The sequence below is a fragment of the Catenibacillus scindens genome, from assembly GCF_014202115.1.
Taxonomy (GTDB): Bacteria; Bacillota; Clostridia; order Lachnospirales; family Lachnospiraceae; genus Catenibacillus; species Catenibacillus scindens.
In genome coordinates, this window is sequence record NZ_JACHFW010000009.1 from 111,922 (window position 1) to 128,856 (window position 16,935).

Below are 16,935 nucleotides of genomic sequence, written 5' to 3' on the forward strand. Positions count from 1 at the left end.
TCACCGGCCATGGATAGCCCTCTATCCATGGCGGAACCGAACCTTTGACCGCGGAAGGCGGCGCTCGTTTTCTCCGCCCCTGGAGCTGTTCCAGGATGAAATACATCCATTTTCCAATACAACGATCCGATCTCCAAAAGCACATACATCGGTATATTTTGATGCGGTCACAAGGGCGCACAGGTGATAGTGACGCACCAGTTTTTTTATGGATTCCCGCACTTCATCGCTCCTGCTCCGCTCTAAAAACTCAAAAGGAGCATCTAAAAGAAGAACCTTTGGCTTTGTGGTCATTATCCGGGCCACAGCCACTTTCAGCCGCTGTTCCCCTGAAAGCTGTGTGATCTTTTTGGTCAGAAAATCCTCCAGTCCCAGAAGCTGAATGATCTCATTCACGTCAGACATGGAAGATATGGGCCTGTACCGGATATCAGAAATAATATTTTTATATACGTTCATGTCCCATAAGAAGTCAAAATCTCTGAAAACAACATTCACAGGTCTCTCCTCCGGGGGAACGCCGATAATATTATACCCGTCAATGATAATATTGCCACAGTCGCCATTGTAGACGCCCAATATGAGATTTAATAATGTTGTTTTTCCGCTGCCAGGCCGGCCTAATATGGATACAATCTCCCCGCCGGCCACTTTCAGATCTATGTGATCCAAAACAAGATGGCCGTCAAAAGATTTTCTTAAATTTTCCAGCACTAACATCTTATTTTGCCTTCCTCCATCAAAACATTCACTTTTACAGAAGATCCTGTTAAATCTTCTCCCGCATCTTACAGATAATAGAATATTTTATCAATTAGGACAGTCCTATGCTATCACATTTCAGAAAAATAATCGTAAAATTACTGTAAAGGCAAAATGCAGCCTCGTTCAGCCATCAAAAGACAGGCAGACCAAACAGTTACACAGTGTAACCGTAGAAAAGATATCCGCATGGACATTCTCAAAAATTCATGTTAAGATGATATAAAATAAGCTAAGATCGTCAATCATAATAGAGTGAGCAAATATTATCCCAAAGGATCGGTGGACAATGGCGGCATTAATCAAATGGATCAAAGGTATCTTGAACAAAATCAAAGATGATCATGTCTCTGCTTACGCGGCTCAGTCCGCTTTTTTTATCATATTATCAGCGGTACCCTTTTTAATGCTGCTTCTGATTCTGCTGAAATATGTTCCCCTAGAGACAGAAACACTCATCGACAATATCGGCGATTTTTTTCCGGCGGACACAGGAAAATTTATTATTTATATCATCCAGGAGATCAATACAAAGACCTCCGGAACTGTACTGTCTATCACTATCATCGCCCTGCTGTGGTCCTCAGGGAAGGGAATCCTGTCGCTGAGCCGGGGAATGAACTCCATCTATGGCATTAAAGAGACCCGCAACTATGTTCTTCTTCGGATCATCTCCACCATATACACCCTGATTTTCGCCTTTATGATCATCTTTACTTTAGTTGTCCTCGTATTTGGCAACCGGATCTACCTGTGGATCTGTGAAAAGCTTCCCTTCTTAAACGACGTGGCTGCTTTTCTCATCAGCATACGGACCATCTCTGCCATGGCAATACTGACCCTGTTTTTCCTGATCTTTTATAAGGTTCTTCCCAACAAAAAAGTCAGTTTTTACCATCAGCTCCCCGGAGCTGTATTTTCCGGCCTTGGATGGATGATCACTTCCTACATTTTTTCTATCTATGTGGATTTTTCCGGCGGTCTGTCCAATATGTACGGCAGTCTTACAAGCATCATCGTCACCATGCTCTGGCTCTATTTCTGCATGAACATCTTCTTTCTCGGCGCCGAGTTAAATATTCTATGGTTTTCCCCCGACCGGAAAAAAATACTCTCCATTTAGATTTCAAGGAAAAAATCTCCGGGTCCTTTATGGTTCCCGGAGATTTTCTATAGCCACGTCCTCAAAATAAAAATGGAGGATCTCATAGCAGTCCAGCCCACGATTGGCCAGCATCAGCACTCCATTCTGGCTCATACCTGTACCGTGACCGTAACCTCCGCCCCGGAGAGTGTAGATCTGATCCCCTTGGGCCTCAATGTAAAAATAGCCGCTGGGAAGCATGGTCATCGTCCCTGCGTCAGTGCCGTCATGACACAGAACTAAAGATTCCAACGGGGCCAGAAGCAGACGGATATTATACTCTCCCTGGACCAAGATCACCGCCTCAGTTCCCTCGATTACCATCGACTTAATGACGCCGCTTTCACTCCGTTCCCTGACATAGAGATCAATAATATCTCCCACTGTGGATATTTCTTTTTCCACAAAACTTCCGCCCTCATCCATAACAAGGATCTGGGAAGGCACCGTCCGGATACGTGTAAGGAGACTTTTATCAACTGATTCCCGGATATTCACGGAGGATAAAGTCGTCTCCCATCGGAACCAGGATATGTCTTTCTCAAAATAATCTTTTGAGGCATAGTCATCAATAAAGGATTTAAAAACATCTTCTGATGACAGATCTCTCTCTTCTTCTCCCAAAATCTGAAGGCGTCCATGGATATAGGGCACACCGTTCCCGGAAATCCACACATCCTCCGGATCCGAGCTGCTTCCGCTAGACGTAGAATAAAAATAAGCCTGAACCGGCTCCCCCTCCCATACAAGGGCCTGACCGGCGGTTTCATCCACAGCCTGACAAGTTCTTGAATCCTCATCGGCGTTATTGTACACCTGTGTGGCCATGCTGTCATCCACATCGGCGTCCCACTGGGGGAATCGGGGATTTTGAATCGAAGCGGCGGCAAAACTTCTGGCACAGACCGCCTGGGTCTTTAAAGCTTCCATCTCGTAGGAGGCTGGCATCTCACTGGGAATGACCCCATATAAATAATCTTCCATGAGTAACTCATTGACAAGAACAAGCCCCTGATCATCGGCAATGATCTCCAGGGCGCCTCTGTACCGGGGATGGCCCTGACTCCGGTTTAAAGACAAAATCTCAATGGTTCCCGCCGTGGCTGATGTAAATACTGTCATCGACGGCTGTCCCGCAAGAGCAGAAAGATCTATAGTCAACATCTCACCGGCCTGGTATTCCCTGCGCTCGCCCTGGCAGACAGTCCAAAAAGGAACGCTGCTTGTCAGGGTAACACCGGAATGAATATAACCTGTATAGCCGTCACAACTTAAAAGCACCCGGATCGTCTCTTCCTGGGAGGAGGCCCGGATCAGGGCCGCACATATCTTCTGATCCTCCACAACAAATTCCGTATACATGCTTCCTGCAGACAGGCTGTCTCTCCCCTGGCAGGTAATCCCCTGCTCCATATTCAGAACAATAAAATCCTCTGTCGTGGCCACTTTCCCGTAGTTTTCAATGTCAATAGATTCATCGTCCACAGAGAGGATCGTTCCCTTGATCACCGTTGGCTTTAATGTGATCTTAGACAACTCCCGGTCCTCAAAAGTCATATCCGCCATGACTTTCTCCACCGGTTCAGTCAAAATCCGGTCCAGCTCAAAGACACGGTAATACCCGTTAATAAAAACCGTCATCTGATCCTGATCACCGGAAGTAATCCATACATTGTTAACCTGGACGGTCTTGGGGCAGACGCCGTTGATCCCACCAATTTCGCCGCCGCACACATAGGCAAAAACGCAGGTATCCATATAACTGTCCAGAGACAGGCCTACAAAACTAAAAAGACCCTCCTGGGTCAGGCACTGCCAGGATGAAAGTCCTTCCACATTAGATGATGTGCCAAGGATCAACAATTCCTGCTTTTTTACATGGCCGGACCGGGCCGCTATAAGATCGTACAGCTCAAACCACTGGCTGGCTGGAATGGGCCGCGTCTCCCCGGCATCAAATGAAAAAGACAGAAACTCTGTCTGAACCTCGAAGGCTCCGGCGATTTTCTTCGCCTCGCCGTAAGTTAACGGTTCCATGGCCCACAAATCCACCATCTCCCCGGATTCCGGCCCCAATCCAAAGCATTCTTCAGACCGTTCTATGTAAGGCGAGTACCACGCCTGTCCCTCCTCCAAGCTGTCCGTGGCGATCCCATCCGGACCGTCTTTGGCGAGGACTGACATTTTAGCGGCAGCACTGCGGCTAATCCATGTCTCATCTTTATGTCCGCCATAAAGCCAGACGATCATCCAGGCAGTAACGCACAGAAGAACGCTTAAAATACCTATAAGCCAATATTGTCTTTTCATAAAGCCCTTTCCATCTGTTAAATATCCTATGATACTGTTTGATCAGGCAAGACATCACCGCGAGAGTGACTTCCCACCGCCTGCACGGGGAATCAAATGACTAAAAAGAGACGCTCCACATTCATGTGTGCGTCTCTTTTTTATCTTATGTATGTCCCAGGGTGCCGTTCCCCGCTATTTGACGCCTAGCCTAACGCCAGGTGGGTAATCTCGTCGGTCTTTCTGTCTTCCACTGCAAACGGAGGCCTGACATATTGCCCGATATCAAATTTCCCGTCAAATGAAATGTAGGTTCAAAATTGCAGGGTGATCGAACACTCCAGGAAATCTCTTGGCTTTTATCTGAAATTAATTATATATGATACTGTAGGAAATTTCAAGTAGGAAATATTTCCTTTACCTTTTTACGAATCTTGCGTATCGCCCGCTCATAACGTTTTCTTGCCGCAGTCTCCTTGATGTGATACATAGCGCCGATCTCTTTATACCCCATATTGTATAAAATCCTCATGACCAGTATATCTTTTTCCTGTCTGGAAAGTTCCTCAAGAATTTTTAAATACTCCTGAAGTATTATATGGTGTTCCGGCTGAGTATATGCTCCGCCGCATGTTTTTGAATGGAAAGAAAGGATATCTGAATTTAAAATAAGCTGGCTGTCTTTATTTTTATAAAAATCAGAAATCGCCGAGCGGATTATATTCCTCAGATAAATTTCCACAGGCTTTCTTTCCATAAGCCGCATCTTTTTCCTGTAACGCCATACACGGTAATATACGTCCTGGATCACATCTTCCACCCACGCCTGATTTCTCACTCTGTGATAAACTGTCTGCTCGATCTGGCGCATATATTTTTCCGTAAACGCTTCAAACCACTGTTTTATAAGTTCTTCCTCGGACACTGGATACCTCTTCCTGCGCACCTATAAAATTGCGTTCACAGAGTGAACGGCGACATGCGCCTGGCTACCACCAACAGTAACCAAAGATTGTCCCTGTTTAAACGGATAGACAATTCGGCCAAACAATGCTAAACTGTTAATCGGATATTTCGTAGGAAAGGACGCTGTTTATGAAAAAAAGATCAAAACTTCTCTGTGGACTTCTGGCCGGCCTTCCGGCCCTTTATCTGTTTTCCATTGCTCCCGGCCGCCGCAGTCTGCCTCTAATGGACCGTTTGAAAAAATATGACTATGCTCATCGGGGCCTCCATAATAATCTGTGGAAAATTCCGGAAAATTCCATGGCAGCCTTTAAAGAGGCCATTGATCATCATTACGGAATTGAGCTGGATGTCCATTTGACAAAAGACAAGCATCTCGTTGTCTTCCATGATGACAGCCTCTGGCGCATGTGCCGTGTTAAGGGCAAAATCTGCGACATGACTTGGAATGAATTAAAAGATATTCCTCTCATTGGAACAACCGAGACGATTCCGCTATTTAAAGATGTGCTGGCCCTCGTTGCCGGTCAAGTTCCACTGATTATCGAGTTAAAGGTAGATAATGAAAACTATAATGAATTGTGTACCGCTGTGGATCATCTTCTCGCCTCATATAAAGGGGAATATTGTATTGAATCTTTTCATCCACTGGCACTTTACTGGTACAGAAAACACAGAAAAAAAGTGATCCGCGGCCAGCTCTCCTGTAATTTCCGCAAAAGTCCCCGATACTGGCAGCTTAAACCTCTGGCCCTGTCCCATTTGCTCACAAATGTGATCACGCGACCGGATTTTATCGCCTATGACTATGAAGATATACAAAACTGGGGATTTTTCTTAAACCGCAGACTTTTTGGCGCAATGACTGTTTTATGGACGATTCGGCACCCTAAAGATTATAAAGTCCTGAAAAAACTGGGACATACGATTATTTTTGAACAGTTTACCCCCTGACACGCCTGCCAACCTGGGGCAACGCCGCTCCTTTGCTCATAATCAGGCGGTCCCCTTGTCAAAAAAGGTGCGGTATGAGCCTTATACGGGCATAAATCATCCCGCACCTTTTTTGTCGGCTAAACTGCTACATAAAATTTGGAGAATTAATATAACGGATATTTATCTGTCAGAGATTTTACAATAGCCATTGCCTTATCTTTATTGGCCTCGAAATCTTTTAGCGTAATGGCAATAGCCTCGGCAATCTGATCCATATCCTCGGTGTTCATTCCTCTGGTTGTCGCCGCCGGTGTTCCGAGACGGATACCGCTAGTTACAAAAGGTGACTGAGGATCGTTTGGAATGGTGTTTTTATTGCATGTAATATGAACCTCATCCAGCATCTTCTCCGCCTCTTTGCCGGTAAGTCCCAGATTCTGAAGATCTACAAGCATGAGGTGGTTGTCTGTTCCGCCGGATACAATAGTCAGCCCTCTGCTCTGAAGACCACTGCACAGCGCCTTGGCGTTGTCCACAATACGCTGCTGATAAGCCTTAAACTCGTCAGTCAAAGCTTCACCGAAAGCTACTGCCTTGGCAGCGATCACATGCATGAGCGGACCTCCCTGAGTTCCCGGAAATACTGCGGAGTTCAGTTTCTTTCCAAACTCTTCGCTGGATAAAATCATACCGCCTCTGGGGCCTCTCAGTGTTTTATGGGTAGTCGTTGTAGTAAAGTGAGCGTAAGGAATAGGACTTGGATGAATGCCTGCCGCTACAAGTCCGGCGATGTGGGCCATATCCACCATAAGGTAAGCACCTACCTCATCGGCGATCTCACGGAACTTTTTAAAATCAATGGTACGGCAGTAAGCGCTGGCTCCCGCGATGATCAGCTTTGGTTTTGCCTCAAGGGCAATGCGGCGCACTTCATCATAATCAATAAAGCCTTGGTCATTTACCCCATAAGGAACACAGTGAAAAACCTTGCCTGAGTAATTGGCTGGGCTTCCGTGGGTTAAATGTCCGCCGTGATCCAGGTTCATCCCCATAAATGTGTCGCCGGGTTTTAACACCGCCTGGAACACAGCCATATTGGCCTGGGCACCGGAATGAGGCTGAACATTGGCATACTCCGCACCAAATAGCTTTTTAGCCCGTTCAATAGCCAGATTCTCCACAATATCCACGTACTGGCATCCTCCGTAATAACGTTTTCCCGGATAGCCTTCGGCGTACTTATTTGTCAGAGGGCTTCCCATGGCGGCCATAACCGCCTTGCTCACAAAATTTTCTGACGCGATCAGTTCGATATTCCCGTTCTGTCTGCCAATCTCAAGTTCGATGGCCTCCGCTACCGCCGGGTCTTCCCGCTTTACTTCATCCAATGAATACATCGCTTTCTACCTCCATATTTTCCATAATGTAAAAATGACTGTACAGTCAATAAGGATCATCACCGGTATGCCTATGATAAACTTCTTATGGCGGGTCTTATGCCTAAAGGTGTACATCCCGGCCAGAATACCGGGGCCTGCTCCGGCAAGCGCCAGAATAAAAAAATGTTTTTCAGGGACGCGCCACTGATGCTTCACCGCTTTTCTCTTATCCCAGCCGCACAAAATAAACCCCAAAAAATTTATGATAAGCACGTAGGCAATAATCAGCAAACTGCAAAACTCCTTTCGAGATCGGTAACGATCCAGCCGTGGGCTGAATACTTCCCAAAATTATGCCTATTGTAGCAATTCTTCCGCAATTTGTCCAGAGTATTTTTGAATTTTCCCGCTTTTAACCCTAAAATAATAGACAGAATCCGATAAAATTTCCTCCCGGGACACGACGCTCTTGTTGGCGCTGCCCACAACAGAGATAACCTCTTGCGGAAGCATACCCATGTGGGCGGGCAGGAAAAGAACCTCATGAATAGAACTTGGCAAAATATAAAAATCCTCCCCGATCATTTCCCCAAACTCTTCAAGAAGTCCGGGGTAACAGATCACGCCGGCGCCGTTGATCCCACAATCATTAGTGCATACATAAAATCCGGGATCATCGGACATACCCTCAGGCCATTGAAAATCCTCTTCGTCATCGGTACTATCCATCAGCCGGGTCACAACATCACCAAAACTTTCTACCTTTGGCGGAAAATGCCGGACCGAATTTGAGATGGCCAGGCGGTAAAGAATATCCTCGTCAATCCCCCATTCCTCCATCATAAACTTTGTGATCATCACGGAAGATATCCCTCCCTCGCTCTTTCCCGTGAGGACACGGTAAGTGATGGAAAGATCCAGAAAATCCCTGCATGGGCAGCACTCAAGAACATGACGGTTTCTCCCCCGGCTGATTAGCCTGAAAATGATCTTATCTTTCACTTTGTCGAAACTCATCAGATCATCAGGGCAGAGAAAATACTGCCGTTCCCGGCTGTCTATGTAGGAGCGCGCCAGCTCATGGATCACCTGGGGCATCTTTGCGCCCATACAGTACATCTCATAAAAGGGGTCAATGTCAATCAATGGATATGGCTTACTGCCCTTCACACATACCCTGAGGGCGTCAGTCACCCGCTCGTTGTTCCGTATAACGGGGACTACACGAATATCAATAACATCTCCGGCATCTGTCTCCTGGCTGATGCCATCGAAAAGGTGACTGGCAATATAATCTACAAACTGTTCATAATCAAACGATTCACACATATTTTTATTCATATATACTCCTTTTACTGTTTAATCTACGGGAAAACAGGCTTTGATCAAAGTCGGACGTCCGGTCATAAGAGATCTGAAAAGAATATATCCTGCGAAAATACTGTAGGATACCGTTTAGAACATGCGCATATTAAAAAGAAAAGCACCACAAACTGTTTTGTGATGCTTTAATTATATCTTTTTTTCCAATTTTTTCAACAATAATCCTTCGACATATTTTTACATAAGCAGGCTTTTGTCCGCATATTGGCAGAACTGTTCCCGGATTTTACCGGGGCTTTTTAGTCTCTTTAGTCATTTTCCGATCCTGGGGGATCCCCGAAAGATCCCGCACAACTTCTCCGGCAATGATCAGGCCGGCCACAGAGGGCACAAAGGCAATACTTCCGGGAGATCTTCTTTTCCTGTTTAATGCCGTCTCGTCACTGCCCGGATCTGAAAACAGATCTACCGGCTCCTCATCGGAAAACAACACCTTTACATGGTATATCCCCCTCTTTTTAAGTTCCCGGCGCATAACTCTTGCCAAAGGACACACCTGGGTTTTTGATATATCCGTGACCGTCAGACGCTCAGGGTACAGCTTATTTCCCACTCCCATGGAGCTGATCACCGGAATATCCAGCATCTTGGCCTTTTCAATGAGCAAAAGCTTAGATGTGACCGTATCAATGGCATCCACAATATAGTCATAGGACTCAAAAGGAAATATTTCCATTGTTGTCTTATCCACAAAGGTCTCATAGGCCGTCACTTTTGCTGTGGGATTAATGTCTTGCATCCGCTGGGCCATAACCTGGACTTTGGCCATGCCAAGGGTAGAGTGGAGGGCCATAATCTGCCGGTTGAGATTGCTTGGGCAGACCCGGTCATTGTCAATAATATCAATCTGTCCGATACCTGTACGGACCAGAGCCTCAGCCACATAAGAGCCCACGCCGCCTACGCCAAACACCGCCACCCTGGATGATTCAAGGCGGGCAAAAGCCTCCGGGCCGATCATGGCCTTTGTCCGGATAAACGGTTCTTCATTGGGGTTTCTTTCCATGGATATCAAACCTCTTTTTTCTCTGGATCATTTCGTCGATCCGTTCAATATAATCTTTAACATTTTTAACATTTTCAATCCGCTCGATCCGATTCTCCCCAGGGATCACAATCTTTGTGGCCCCGCCGGCTCCGGCGGCGATGATGGACTGCTTTTCTTCCATAATGAGGATATTATACAGACCTTCTTTTCCCGGACGGGCATAGCCTACATTTTCCAGATTTCCGGCAATATTTTTCTGCCGGTACAGATAATAGGGTTCCATCCCCATTTTCACGGCGCTCTCAAAGGAGAGCCCGATCATGGCATTGACCTGCTCCTGAGGTGTCGGCGCAAACTGCTCCCGGTTTTTATTCATATAAGCCGCCCGCTTAATGGCCAGGGAATGGACCGTCATAGAGTCCGGCCCCAGAGCCTGAATCTGCTCAAGGGTTGCGGCCATATCCTCCGGCGTCTCTCCCGGTAGTCCGGCGATCAAATCCATATTAATATTGCCAAAACCTTCCCCCCTTGCCAGGGTAAAAGCCTCCCGGATCTGCTCCACTGTGTGGCGCCTTCCGATAATGTCCAGTGTTTCCTGCTTCATGGTCTGAGGATTAATAGAAATGCGGTCAATACCGTAGGAGCGGATGACTTTCAGCTTATCTTTTGTAATACTGTCCGGCCGCCCAGCCTCAATGGTAATCTCCCGGATCTTTGAAAAATCAAAAATTTCTCCCAGCTTTCCCAGGAGACGGTCCATCTGTGAAGCTGTCAATGACGTGGGGGTACCTCCTCCCATATAGAGAGTCAATGGTTCTCTCCCGGCCAGCGCCTGCCCCAGATAATCCAGCTCTTTAAACAAGGCTTCAAGGTAATCGCCCACCCTTTTTTTCCACACAGACAGCGGAAATGATGAAAAAGAACAGTAGGCGCAGATCGTTGGACAAAAGGGGATTCCCACATAAACACTGTATGTATGCTCAAAATCAAGGTCTTTTAAAACTCTTGATTCATTTTTTGCCACCCGGGTACACAGCCGGAACTTTTCATCAGACAGATAATACTCTTTCTTAAAATAATCGTACATCTCCTCATCGCTCATTCCGGCATTTAAAAGCCCCATAGCGATCTTTGTGGGCCGTATACCCGTCAAAGTCCCCCAGGGAAGCGCTTTCTCTTTATACTGGATCAGGCAATCGTATAACACTCTTTTCAGACTGTTTTTGCCTTCCCTGTAATCTGAGCAATCGAAGGCACCTTCAGCACTGGACAAAAGTTTCCCGTCCTGTTCCAGATCTATTTTCACATTGTCCCGCGAAAAAATGACCCGGACGGTATGATCCGCCTCTTCACCGTTGAGAACGATCTTTTCCCCCGGAAAAAAGGCCATGATCAGCGCCCGGATGTCATTTTCATAGCTGGACTGATTCATAAAAAGTCCAATCATCTCATCTTACCTCAGCATACAAACGGATTATTTTTCTTCTCCCATCCGATGGTGGTAGCGCCGCCGTGGCCCGGAAGCACCTGCACGTCGTCGGGAAGGGTGAACAGCTTTTCTTTAATGGAACGGATCAGCACGGACATGCTCCCTGTAGGGAGATCTGTGCGGCCCACAGAGCCTTCAAAAAGAGTGTCCCCGCAAAATACCGCCTTTATCTCCTCCACATAATAGCTGACGCCGCCCCGGGTATGTCCCGGTGTAAAAAGGACGCGGATGTCGGCCCCGGCCAGGTTTAAAACTTCCCCGTCTTTGACCAGATGGTCCGCCTTGACCTTTACATTGGCGCCGATCATCCCGCAGGCGTTAAGGGCCGGATCTTCCATAACCCCGGCCTCCTCCTCATGGATGTAGACTGGCAGGTCAAAGGCGGCGCAAAGGGCCTCCACCCCCATAATATGGTCAAAATGGCCGTGGGTCAAAAGGATGGCCGCCGGTTTTAAATTTTCCCGGGAGAGGTAAGCGGCCACCCGCTCTCCCTCATCTCCGGGATCAAAGATCACCGTCTCTTTTGTCCCGTCATTGATCAGCAAATAGCAATTGGTGCCAACCATCCCAAGCACCACAGACTCTATATGAAAACTCATGACATTTCTCCTTCTATCTGTCCTTATCCTCTGGTGCGCTCCACATCATAGACACAGTCCAGCATCCGCAGCTTATCTACGATCTTGGTCAGTTCTTCCCTGCCGGAAACATCAAAACAGACATTAATAGTCGCCGCGTGATTTTTGCCGGTGCGGCTCTGCATGGCCGTCACATTTATTTCTTTTTCAGTAAATACTTTGGCTACTTCCACAAGGACGCCAACGCCGTCGTGAACATAAATATTAATCTCCGCCTTATAAAGTTCCTTTGAGGTGCCCTCCTCCTGCTGCCACTCGGCGTCAATGAGCCGGGCCCGGTCAGATTCGGATATATTCATAATATTGACACAGTCGGTGCGGTGAATGGAGATTCCCCGCCCTCGGGTAATAAAGCCTACAATCTCATCGCCGGGAAGGGGATTGCAGCATTTGGAAAAACGCACCGCCACATCGTCAATTCCCTTGACGATAATGCCGCTTTTAGATTTCCTGGCGCTTTGGGGCAGGGCACTTTTACTTTCGGAGATCTGGGTTAAAATCTGGGCGTCAGTCATCAGCTTCTTATGCTCTTTATTATACTCATCCAGAAGTTTATTGATGACCTGGCCTTCTTTCAGTCCGCCGTGGCCGATGGCCGCGCAAACCGCATCCCAGTCTTTAAAGCCATACTTGCGCAGTACTTTTTCCACATATTCCGGTTTGGTCAGATTGCTCAGTATAAGGGCTTTGGACTTACAATACTTTTCGATCAGTTCCTTGCCCCGGATAATATTCTCCTCTTTAAACTCTGTCTTAAACCACTGGTTGATCTTATTTTTCGCCTGCGTACTCTTTACAATGGACAGCCAGTCACGACTGGGGCCCTTGGAGTTCTGGGAGGTGATAACCTCAATGCGGTCGCCGTTTTGTATCTTATAGTCAATATTCACAAGGCGGCCGTTGACTCTGGCGCCAACCATCTTATTACCAACCGCGCTGTGGATGCTGTAAGCGAAATCAATCGGTGTGGAACCGTTTGGAAGATTTTTCACATCCCCCGCCGGGGTAAAGCAGTAAACGCTCTCTGAAAACAGATCCAGGTCATTTTTGAGAAGACTCATAAACTCCCTGTTATCAGACATATCCCGCTGCCACTCAAGAATCTGTCGCAGCCAGGTCAGCTTTGCCTCCTCGCTGTTTTCATTGTTAATGCCGTTGGGATCCTCTTTGTATTTCCAGTGAGCAGCGATACCATATTCTGCCGTCCGGTGCATGTCAAAGGTTCGGATCTGTATCTCAAAAGGTTTTCCCTCCGGCCCGATGAGGGTAGTGTGGAGAGACTGATACATATTCTGTTTTGGCATAGCAATATAATCTTTAAAACGGCCGGGAATCGGTTTGTACTTTTCATGGATCAGCCCCAAAGCCGCGTAACAGTCTTTAATGGAATCCACAATGATTCGCACAGCAAAAAGATCATAAATCTGATCCAGGGTCTTATTCTGATTTACCATCTTCTTATAAATGCTGAAAAAATGTTTGACCCGGCCGCTGACCTCCGCCTTTATGCCTCCTTTTTCCATGCAATCGTTGACTTCATTTACAATGGAGGAAACGTACGCCTGGCGCTCGCTCTTTTTGGAAGCGATTTTTTCCGCAAGATCATAATAGACTTCTGGCTCCAGATAACGCAGGGCCAGATCATCCAGCTCGATCTTGATCTTTGAAATGCCAAGACGCTGAGCGATAGGTGCGTAAATGTCCATAGTCTCCCTGGCCTTCTCCTTTTGCTTGGCCGGGGACCAGTACTTGGCCGTCCGCATATTGTGGAGGCGGTCCGCCAGCTTTACGAGAATGACCCGGATATCCTTAGCCATAGCCAGAAACATCTTTCTTAAATTTTCAGCCTGAACTTCCACTTTATCCTTGGCGTAAGACAATTGTCCCAGTTTTGTCACTCCATCAACAATGAGGGCCACTTCCCTGCCGAACTCTTTCTCAATCTCCTCATCAGTCATGACTGTGTCTTCAACCACATCGTGGAGGAGTCCCCCGACAATAGTCTCTTTATCCAGTTCCAGATCCGCCAGGATCAGGGCCACGCTTAAAGGGTGGATAATATAAGGCTCACCGGATTTACGGAACTGGCCTTCATGGGCGTTGCGGGCAATTTTATATGCCTTCTCAATCTGGCTGATATCTGTTGAGGGATGATATTTTCTTACTCTGGCAATGAGCTGATTATATAAATCCTCTGGGGATGTAAAATCTTTAGTCTGGATGACTTCATCCTTACTCTCATCAATCACGTCTGCTTCAATGACCTTACCGTGTTCCTGAACCATATGATCACCACTTTCTTTTTCAAGAATTCCATCATTTTCCTTCATAAATGACGGCGGATTCCACAGAATAATCCGCCAGCCGTTTCCGTCCGCAAAGTCCTGCCAGTTCAATGAGGAAGACCACTTTAACTACCTCTCCCCCCAGGCGCTCTACAAGGCGGATATTGGCCTCCATAGTCCCTCCTGTAGCCAGAAGGTCATCCACTATAACCACTTTTTGTCCGGGCTTAATGGCGTCGGCGTGGATCTCCACCTCCGCCTTTCCATATTCAAGATCGTATTCCTGGGAAATGGTCTTTCTCGGTAATTTGCCCTTTTTGCGGATAACAACAAAACCTTTTCCCAATTTATAGGCAATAGGCATACCGAAAATAAATCCTCTGGCTTCCGGGCCGACAACAACGTCAAAATCCACGCCGTCCAGAAATCCGCTCATCGTATCAATGGCCAGTTTCAGCCCTTCCGGATCCTGGATCACTGTTGTGACGTCTCTGAAAATAATTCCTTCCTCCGGGAAGTCCGGTATACTTACAATATAATCCTCAAGTTTTTTCATCGTAGGGTAAGCTTCCTTTCTATTGTTGAAAATGCTGCCCTCAACTCCGCCCGCATATGGCACGGATAGCGGCGGATTATGGGCAGATTATTTTTTATTATATACCAAATTATCAGAAAATGGAAGATATATCTTATGTTCTGTAACTATTTGACCGTCAGATATGACGCGGTCCGTACTGCCCCTATCTTCCTCCGATACGGCAGTAGCCGGTAATAACGATCTGGATATTTTTTGTCCCCATATATTCGTTGATCTCAGGGTAATAGGTGAACGCCAGATCCACATTGTTGCTTTTGCCGGAAAGCATCAGTTCCCGCTGGCCGGCCCCGAAAGATTCCTCAACAAAGGCCAGAAACGCCTCAATATCCCCAAAATAAATGGCCTCCGCACAGGTTCTGTATTCATCCATAACAAGCATTTTCAGTACATTTCGATTTTTCCCGATAATCCGGGCTCTCAAAACACGAAAATGTTTCTGGGCAAAAACCGGTTTTGGATTGCCTTTTCCAAAAGGCTCCAGAAGCTCCAGTTCCTGAATAAACTTTTCCGTAACATAACCGATAGGCATGGTCATATCAATGTGGACTACCGGGAGAAAATCTTCGGCGGTGAGGGTTGCCGTCTCGTTAAGATTTCTGCGCAATGCCTCCAGGTTCTCTTCTTTCAATGTCAGGCCCGCAGCCATGGGATGGCCTCCAAAGCGCTCCAGCAAATGTTTTTGCCGGCTAAGCTCCACAAACATATTGTATGCTTCAATAGATCTTCCTGACCCTTTAATCCTTCCATCCTCCACACGGGAAAAAACAATAGATGGCTTGTGATATTTTTCCCGGACTCTCCCGGCAATGATCCCCACAAGGCTTTCATGGCAGTCATTAAGGAGAATAAGCAAAACTTTGTCTTCTTTTATGTCCGAATTTTCTATAATTTCCACAGCCTGGTCAAATCCCTGAACAGTTAGACCTTTCCGGCTTTCATTGAGTTCCTTTAAATTCTGGGCGATCATATCCGCCTTTGCAGCATCGCTTTCTGACAGCAGATCCAGGGCGATCTTAACGGTGTCCAGCCGTCCCGCAGCGTTAAAGCAGGGGCCAATGACAAAACCAATGTGGTAGGCGCTGATCCGGTTAAAGTCCAGGTTATTGGCTTTGATCAGCGCCCGGATCCCCGTATTTCTCGTGTGCCGCACCATATCAAGTCCCAGTCGGACCATGATCCGGTTTTCGTCCTGAAGATCCATCACATCAGCCACGGTGGCAATGGCCACATACTCCAAAAGAGCATATTTTTCTTCCTCTGGTATATGGTTTCTATCGTACAGGCGGCTGATGAGCTTAAAGGCCACCCCGGCGCCGCACAACTTTTTAAAAGGATAAGCGCAATCCGGCTGCTTTGGATTAACAATGGCATCCGCCTCCACTCTGAGGATTTTGACAGAGCCGTCAGGCTGCTCCTCAAAGGGAATATCATGATGGTCTGTGACGATTACGTCCATCCCAAGCTCTTTAGCGCGGGCAACGCCCTCAAAAGCGGCGATTCCGTTGTCACATGTAATAAGGAGCCGCGCCCCCCGCTCAAAAGACTGCTCCACAATCCTGCGGTTGAGCCCATAGCCTTCCGAAATCCGGTCCGGCGTATAGATTTCACAGTCAGCGCCAATGCGGCTCAACCCTGTTTTCAATATAAAACCGGACATAATGCCGTCCACATCAAAATCCGAGGCAATGGCCATTTTTTCATGTCCGGCAATCCCCTGGGTAATTCTGTCCGCCGCCTTTTCCAGATCTTTCATCAACAGCGGATCATAAAGATCTTCAATGCCGCCATAAAGATATCTCCGTATCTGCTCCGGTTCCCGAATATCCCTGTTCACCGCCAGGCGGGCCAGTACCGGACTGATATGAAACATCGTGCCCAGTTGATTAAAATCCGCCCTCTTGGCCATGATCATCCATTTTTCTCTCATCGCATATTCCTTTCGCCCGCGATTTACTGCCGGGTCTTTAAACTTCCTTATAACAATCCATCCACAGGATTGTTTGCTGCGTGTCTGTTTCCCGTAATAAAAAAGAAAACCCGCGGTCCGAGGCTTTTACAAACCTCAGGCCGCAGGATCC

The 16,935-nt window shown here is 47.0% G+C and carries 14 protein-coding genes and 1 other RNA gene; 2 read left to right on the plus strand and 13 right to left on the minus strand.

Annotated features, from left to right (window positions below):
• Window positions 1-21 precede the first annotated feature (21 nt).
• Window positions 22-720 carry an ATP-binding cassette domain-containing protein gene (locus HNP82_RS11470; RefSeq protein ID WP_183774829.1) on the minus strand — a complete coding sequence of 233 codons (699 nt, stop codon included), beginning with the start codon at window positions 718-720 and terminating at the stop codon, window positions 22-24.
• Window positions 721-1,051: 331 nt separating this feature from the next.
• Here HNP82_RS11470 and HNP82_RS11475 point away from each other — a divergent pair, with 331 nt between their 5' ends.
• Complete coding sequence (locus HNP82_RS11475) at window positions 1,052-1,885, plus strand: YihY/virulence factor BrkB family protein (RefSeq protein WP_183774832.1); 834 nt, start codon at window positions 1,052-1,054, stop codon at window positions 1,883-1,885.
• Window positions 1,886-1,912: 27 nt separating this feature from the next.
• Here HNP82_RS11475 and HNP82_RS11480 read toward each other — a convergent pair whose 3' ends face one another.
• The 3 genes from HNP82_RS11480 to HNP82_RS11490 all read right to left on the minus strand — a co-directional run bounded on the left by HNP82_RS11480 (window position 1,913) and on the right by HNP82_RS11490 (window position 5,120).
• Entirely contained in the window at window positions 1,913-4,216 is a 2,304-nt protein-coding gene (locus HNP82_RS11480; protein WP_183774835.1) for a SpoIID/LytB domain-containing protein, read from the minus strand.
• A gap of 149 nt (window positions 4,217-4,365) precedes the next feature.
• Window positions 4,366-4,545, minus strand: a non-coding RNA gene (ssrS, locus tag HNP82_RS11485) — 6S RNA.
• 47 nt (window positions 4,546-4,592) lie between these two features.
• On the minus strand, window positions 4,593-5,120 hold the full coding sequence (locus HNP82_RS11490) for an RNA polymerase sigma factor (RefSeq protein WP_183774838.1): 528 nt from the start codon (window positions 5,118-5,120) through the stop codon (window positions 4,593-4,595).
• Between the two features lie 170 nt (window positions 5,121-5,290).
• On the opposite strand from HNP82_RS11490, the gene HNP82_RS11495 reads away from it, so the two are divergent.
• A complete protein-coding gene (locus HNP82_RS11495) occupies window positions 5,291-6,115 on the plus strand; it encodes a glycerophosphodiester phosphodiesterase family protein (protein ID WP_183774841.1) in 825 nt (274 codons plus the stop codon).
• Window positions 6,116-6,261: 146 nt separating this feature from the next.
• Here HNP82_RS11495 and glyA read toward each other — a convergent pair whose 3' ends face one another.
• The 9 genes from glyA to recJ all read right to left on the minus strand — a co-directional run bounded on the left by glyA (window position 6,262) and on the right by recJ (window position 16,784).
• Window positions 6,262-7,494, minus strand: a complete 1,233-nt coding sequence (gene glyA, locus HNP82_RS11500) for a serine hydroxymethyltransferase (RefSeq protein WP_183774844.1) — start codon at window positions 7,492-7,494, stop codon at window positions 6,262-6,264.
• A gap of 6 nt (window positions 7,495-7,500) precedes the next feature.
• Window positions 7,501-7,767, minus strand: a complete 267-nt coding sequence (locus tag HNP82_RS11505; protein WP_183774847.1) for a DUF1294 domain-containing protein — start codon at window positions 7,765-7,767, stop codon at window positions 7,501-7,503.
• A gap of 66 nt (window positions 7,768-7,833) precedes the next feature.
• A complete protein-coding gene (locus HNP82_RS11510; RefSeq protein WP_183774850.1) occupies window positions 7,834-8,817 on the minus strand; it encodes a DUF5688 family protein in 984 nt (327 codons plus the stop codon).
• A gap of 268 nt (window positions 8,818-9,085) precedes the next feature.
• Complete coding sequence (locus tag HNP82_RS11515) at window positions 9,086-9,865, minus strand: tRNA threonylcarbamoyladenosine dehydratase (RefSeq protein WP_183774853.1); 780 nt, start codon at window positions 9,863-9,865, stop codon at window positions 9,086-9,088.
• On the minus strand, window positions 9,846-11,294 hold the full coding sequence (hemZ, locus tag HNP82_RS11520) for a coproporphyrinogen dehydrogenase HemZ (protein ID WP_183774856.1): 1,449 nt from the start codon (window positions 11,292-11,294) through the stop codon (window positions 9,846-9,848). The genes HNP82_RS11515 and hemZ overlap by 20 nt, the downstream gene beginning before the upstream one ends.
• An 11-nt stretch (window positions 11,295-11,305) precedes the next feature.
• Entirely contained in the window at window positions 11,306-11,935 is a 630-nt protein-coding gene (locus HNP82_RS11525) for an MBL fold metallo-hydrolase (protein WP_183774859.1), read from the minus strand.
• Window positions 11,936-11,958: 23 nt separating this feature from the next.
• Complete coding sequence (locus HNP82_RS11530) at window positions 11,959-14,259, minus strand: RelA/SpoT family protein (RefSeq protein ID WP_183774948.1); 2,301 nt, start codon at window positions 14,257-14,259, stop codon at window positions 11,959-11,961.
• A 31-nt stretch (window positions 14,260-14,290) separates the two neighbouring features.
• Window positions 14,291-14,815 carry an adenine phosphoribosyltransferase gene (locus tag HNP82_RS11535; RefSeq protein ID WP_183774862.1) on the minus strand — a complete coding sequence of 175 codons (525 nt, stop codon included), beginning with the start codon at window positions 14,813-14,815 and terminating at the stop codon, window positions 14,291-14,293.
• A gap of 184 nt (window positions 14,816-14,999) precedes the next feature.
• Window positions 15,000-16,784, minus strand: a complete 1,785-nt coding sequence (recJ, locus tag HNP82_RS11540) for a single-stranded-DNA-specific exonuclease RecJ (protein ID WP_183774865.1) — start codon at window positions 16,782-16,784, stop codon at window positions 15,000-15,002.
• Window positions 16,785-16,935 lie beyond the last annotated feature (151 nt).

Bases quoted from the DNA above. Each gene is read 5' to 3' on its own strand.
- HNP82_RS11470 (WP_183774829.1), bottom strand. From the start codon at position 720: ATGTTAGTGCTGGAAAATTTAAGAAAATCTTTTGACGGCCATCTTGTT.
- HNP82_RS11475 (WP_183774832.1), top strand. From the start codon at position 1,052: ATGGCGGCATTAATCAAATGGATCAAAGGTATCTTGAACAAAATCAAA.
- HNP82_RS11480 (WP_183774835.1), bottom strand. From the start codon at position 4,216: ATGAAAAGACAATATTGGCTTATAGGTATTTTAAGCGTTCTTCTGTGC.
- HNP82_RS11495 (WP_183774841.1), top strand. From the start codon at position 5,291: ATGAAAAAAAGATCAAAACTTCTCTGTGGACTTCTGGCCGGCCTTCCG.
- glyA (WP_183774844.1), bottom strand. From the start codon at position 7,494: ATGTATTCATTGGATGAAGTAAAGCGGGAAGACCCGGCGGTAGCGGAG.
- HNP82_RS11510 (WP_183774850.1), bottom strand. From the start codon at position 8,817: ATGAATAAAAATATGTGTGAATCGTTTGATTATGAACAGTTTGTAGAT.
- HNP82_RS11515 (WP_183774853.1), bottom strand. From the start codon at position 9,865: ATGGAAAGAAACCCCAATGAAGAACCGTTTATCCGGACAAAGGCCATG.
- hemZ (WP_183774856.1), bottom strand. From the start codon at position 11,294: ATGATTGGACTTTTTATGAATCAGTCCAGCTATGAAAATGACATCCGG.
- HNP82_RS11525 (WP_183774859.1), bottom strand. From the start codon at position 11,935: ATGAGTTTTCATATAGAGTCTGTGGTGCTTGGGATGGTTGGCACCAAT.
- HNP82_RS11530 (WP_183774948.1), bottom strand. From the start codon at position 14,259: ATGGTTCAGGAACACGGTAAGGTCATTGAAGCAGACGTGATTGATGAG.
- HNP82_RS11535 (WP_183774862.1), bottom strand. From the start codon at position 14,815: ATGAAAAAACTTGAGGATTATATTGTAAGTATACCGGACTTCCCGGAG.
- recJ (WP_183774865.1), bottom strand. From the start codon at position 16,784: ATGAGAGAAAAATGGATGATCATGGCCAAGAGGGCGGATTTTAATCAA.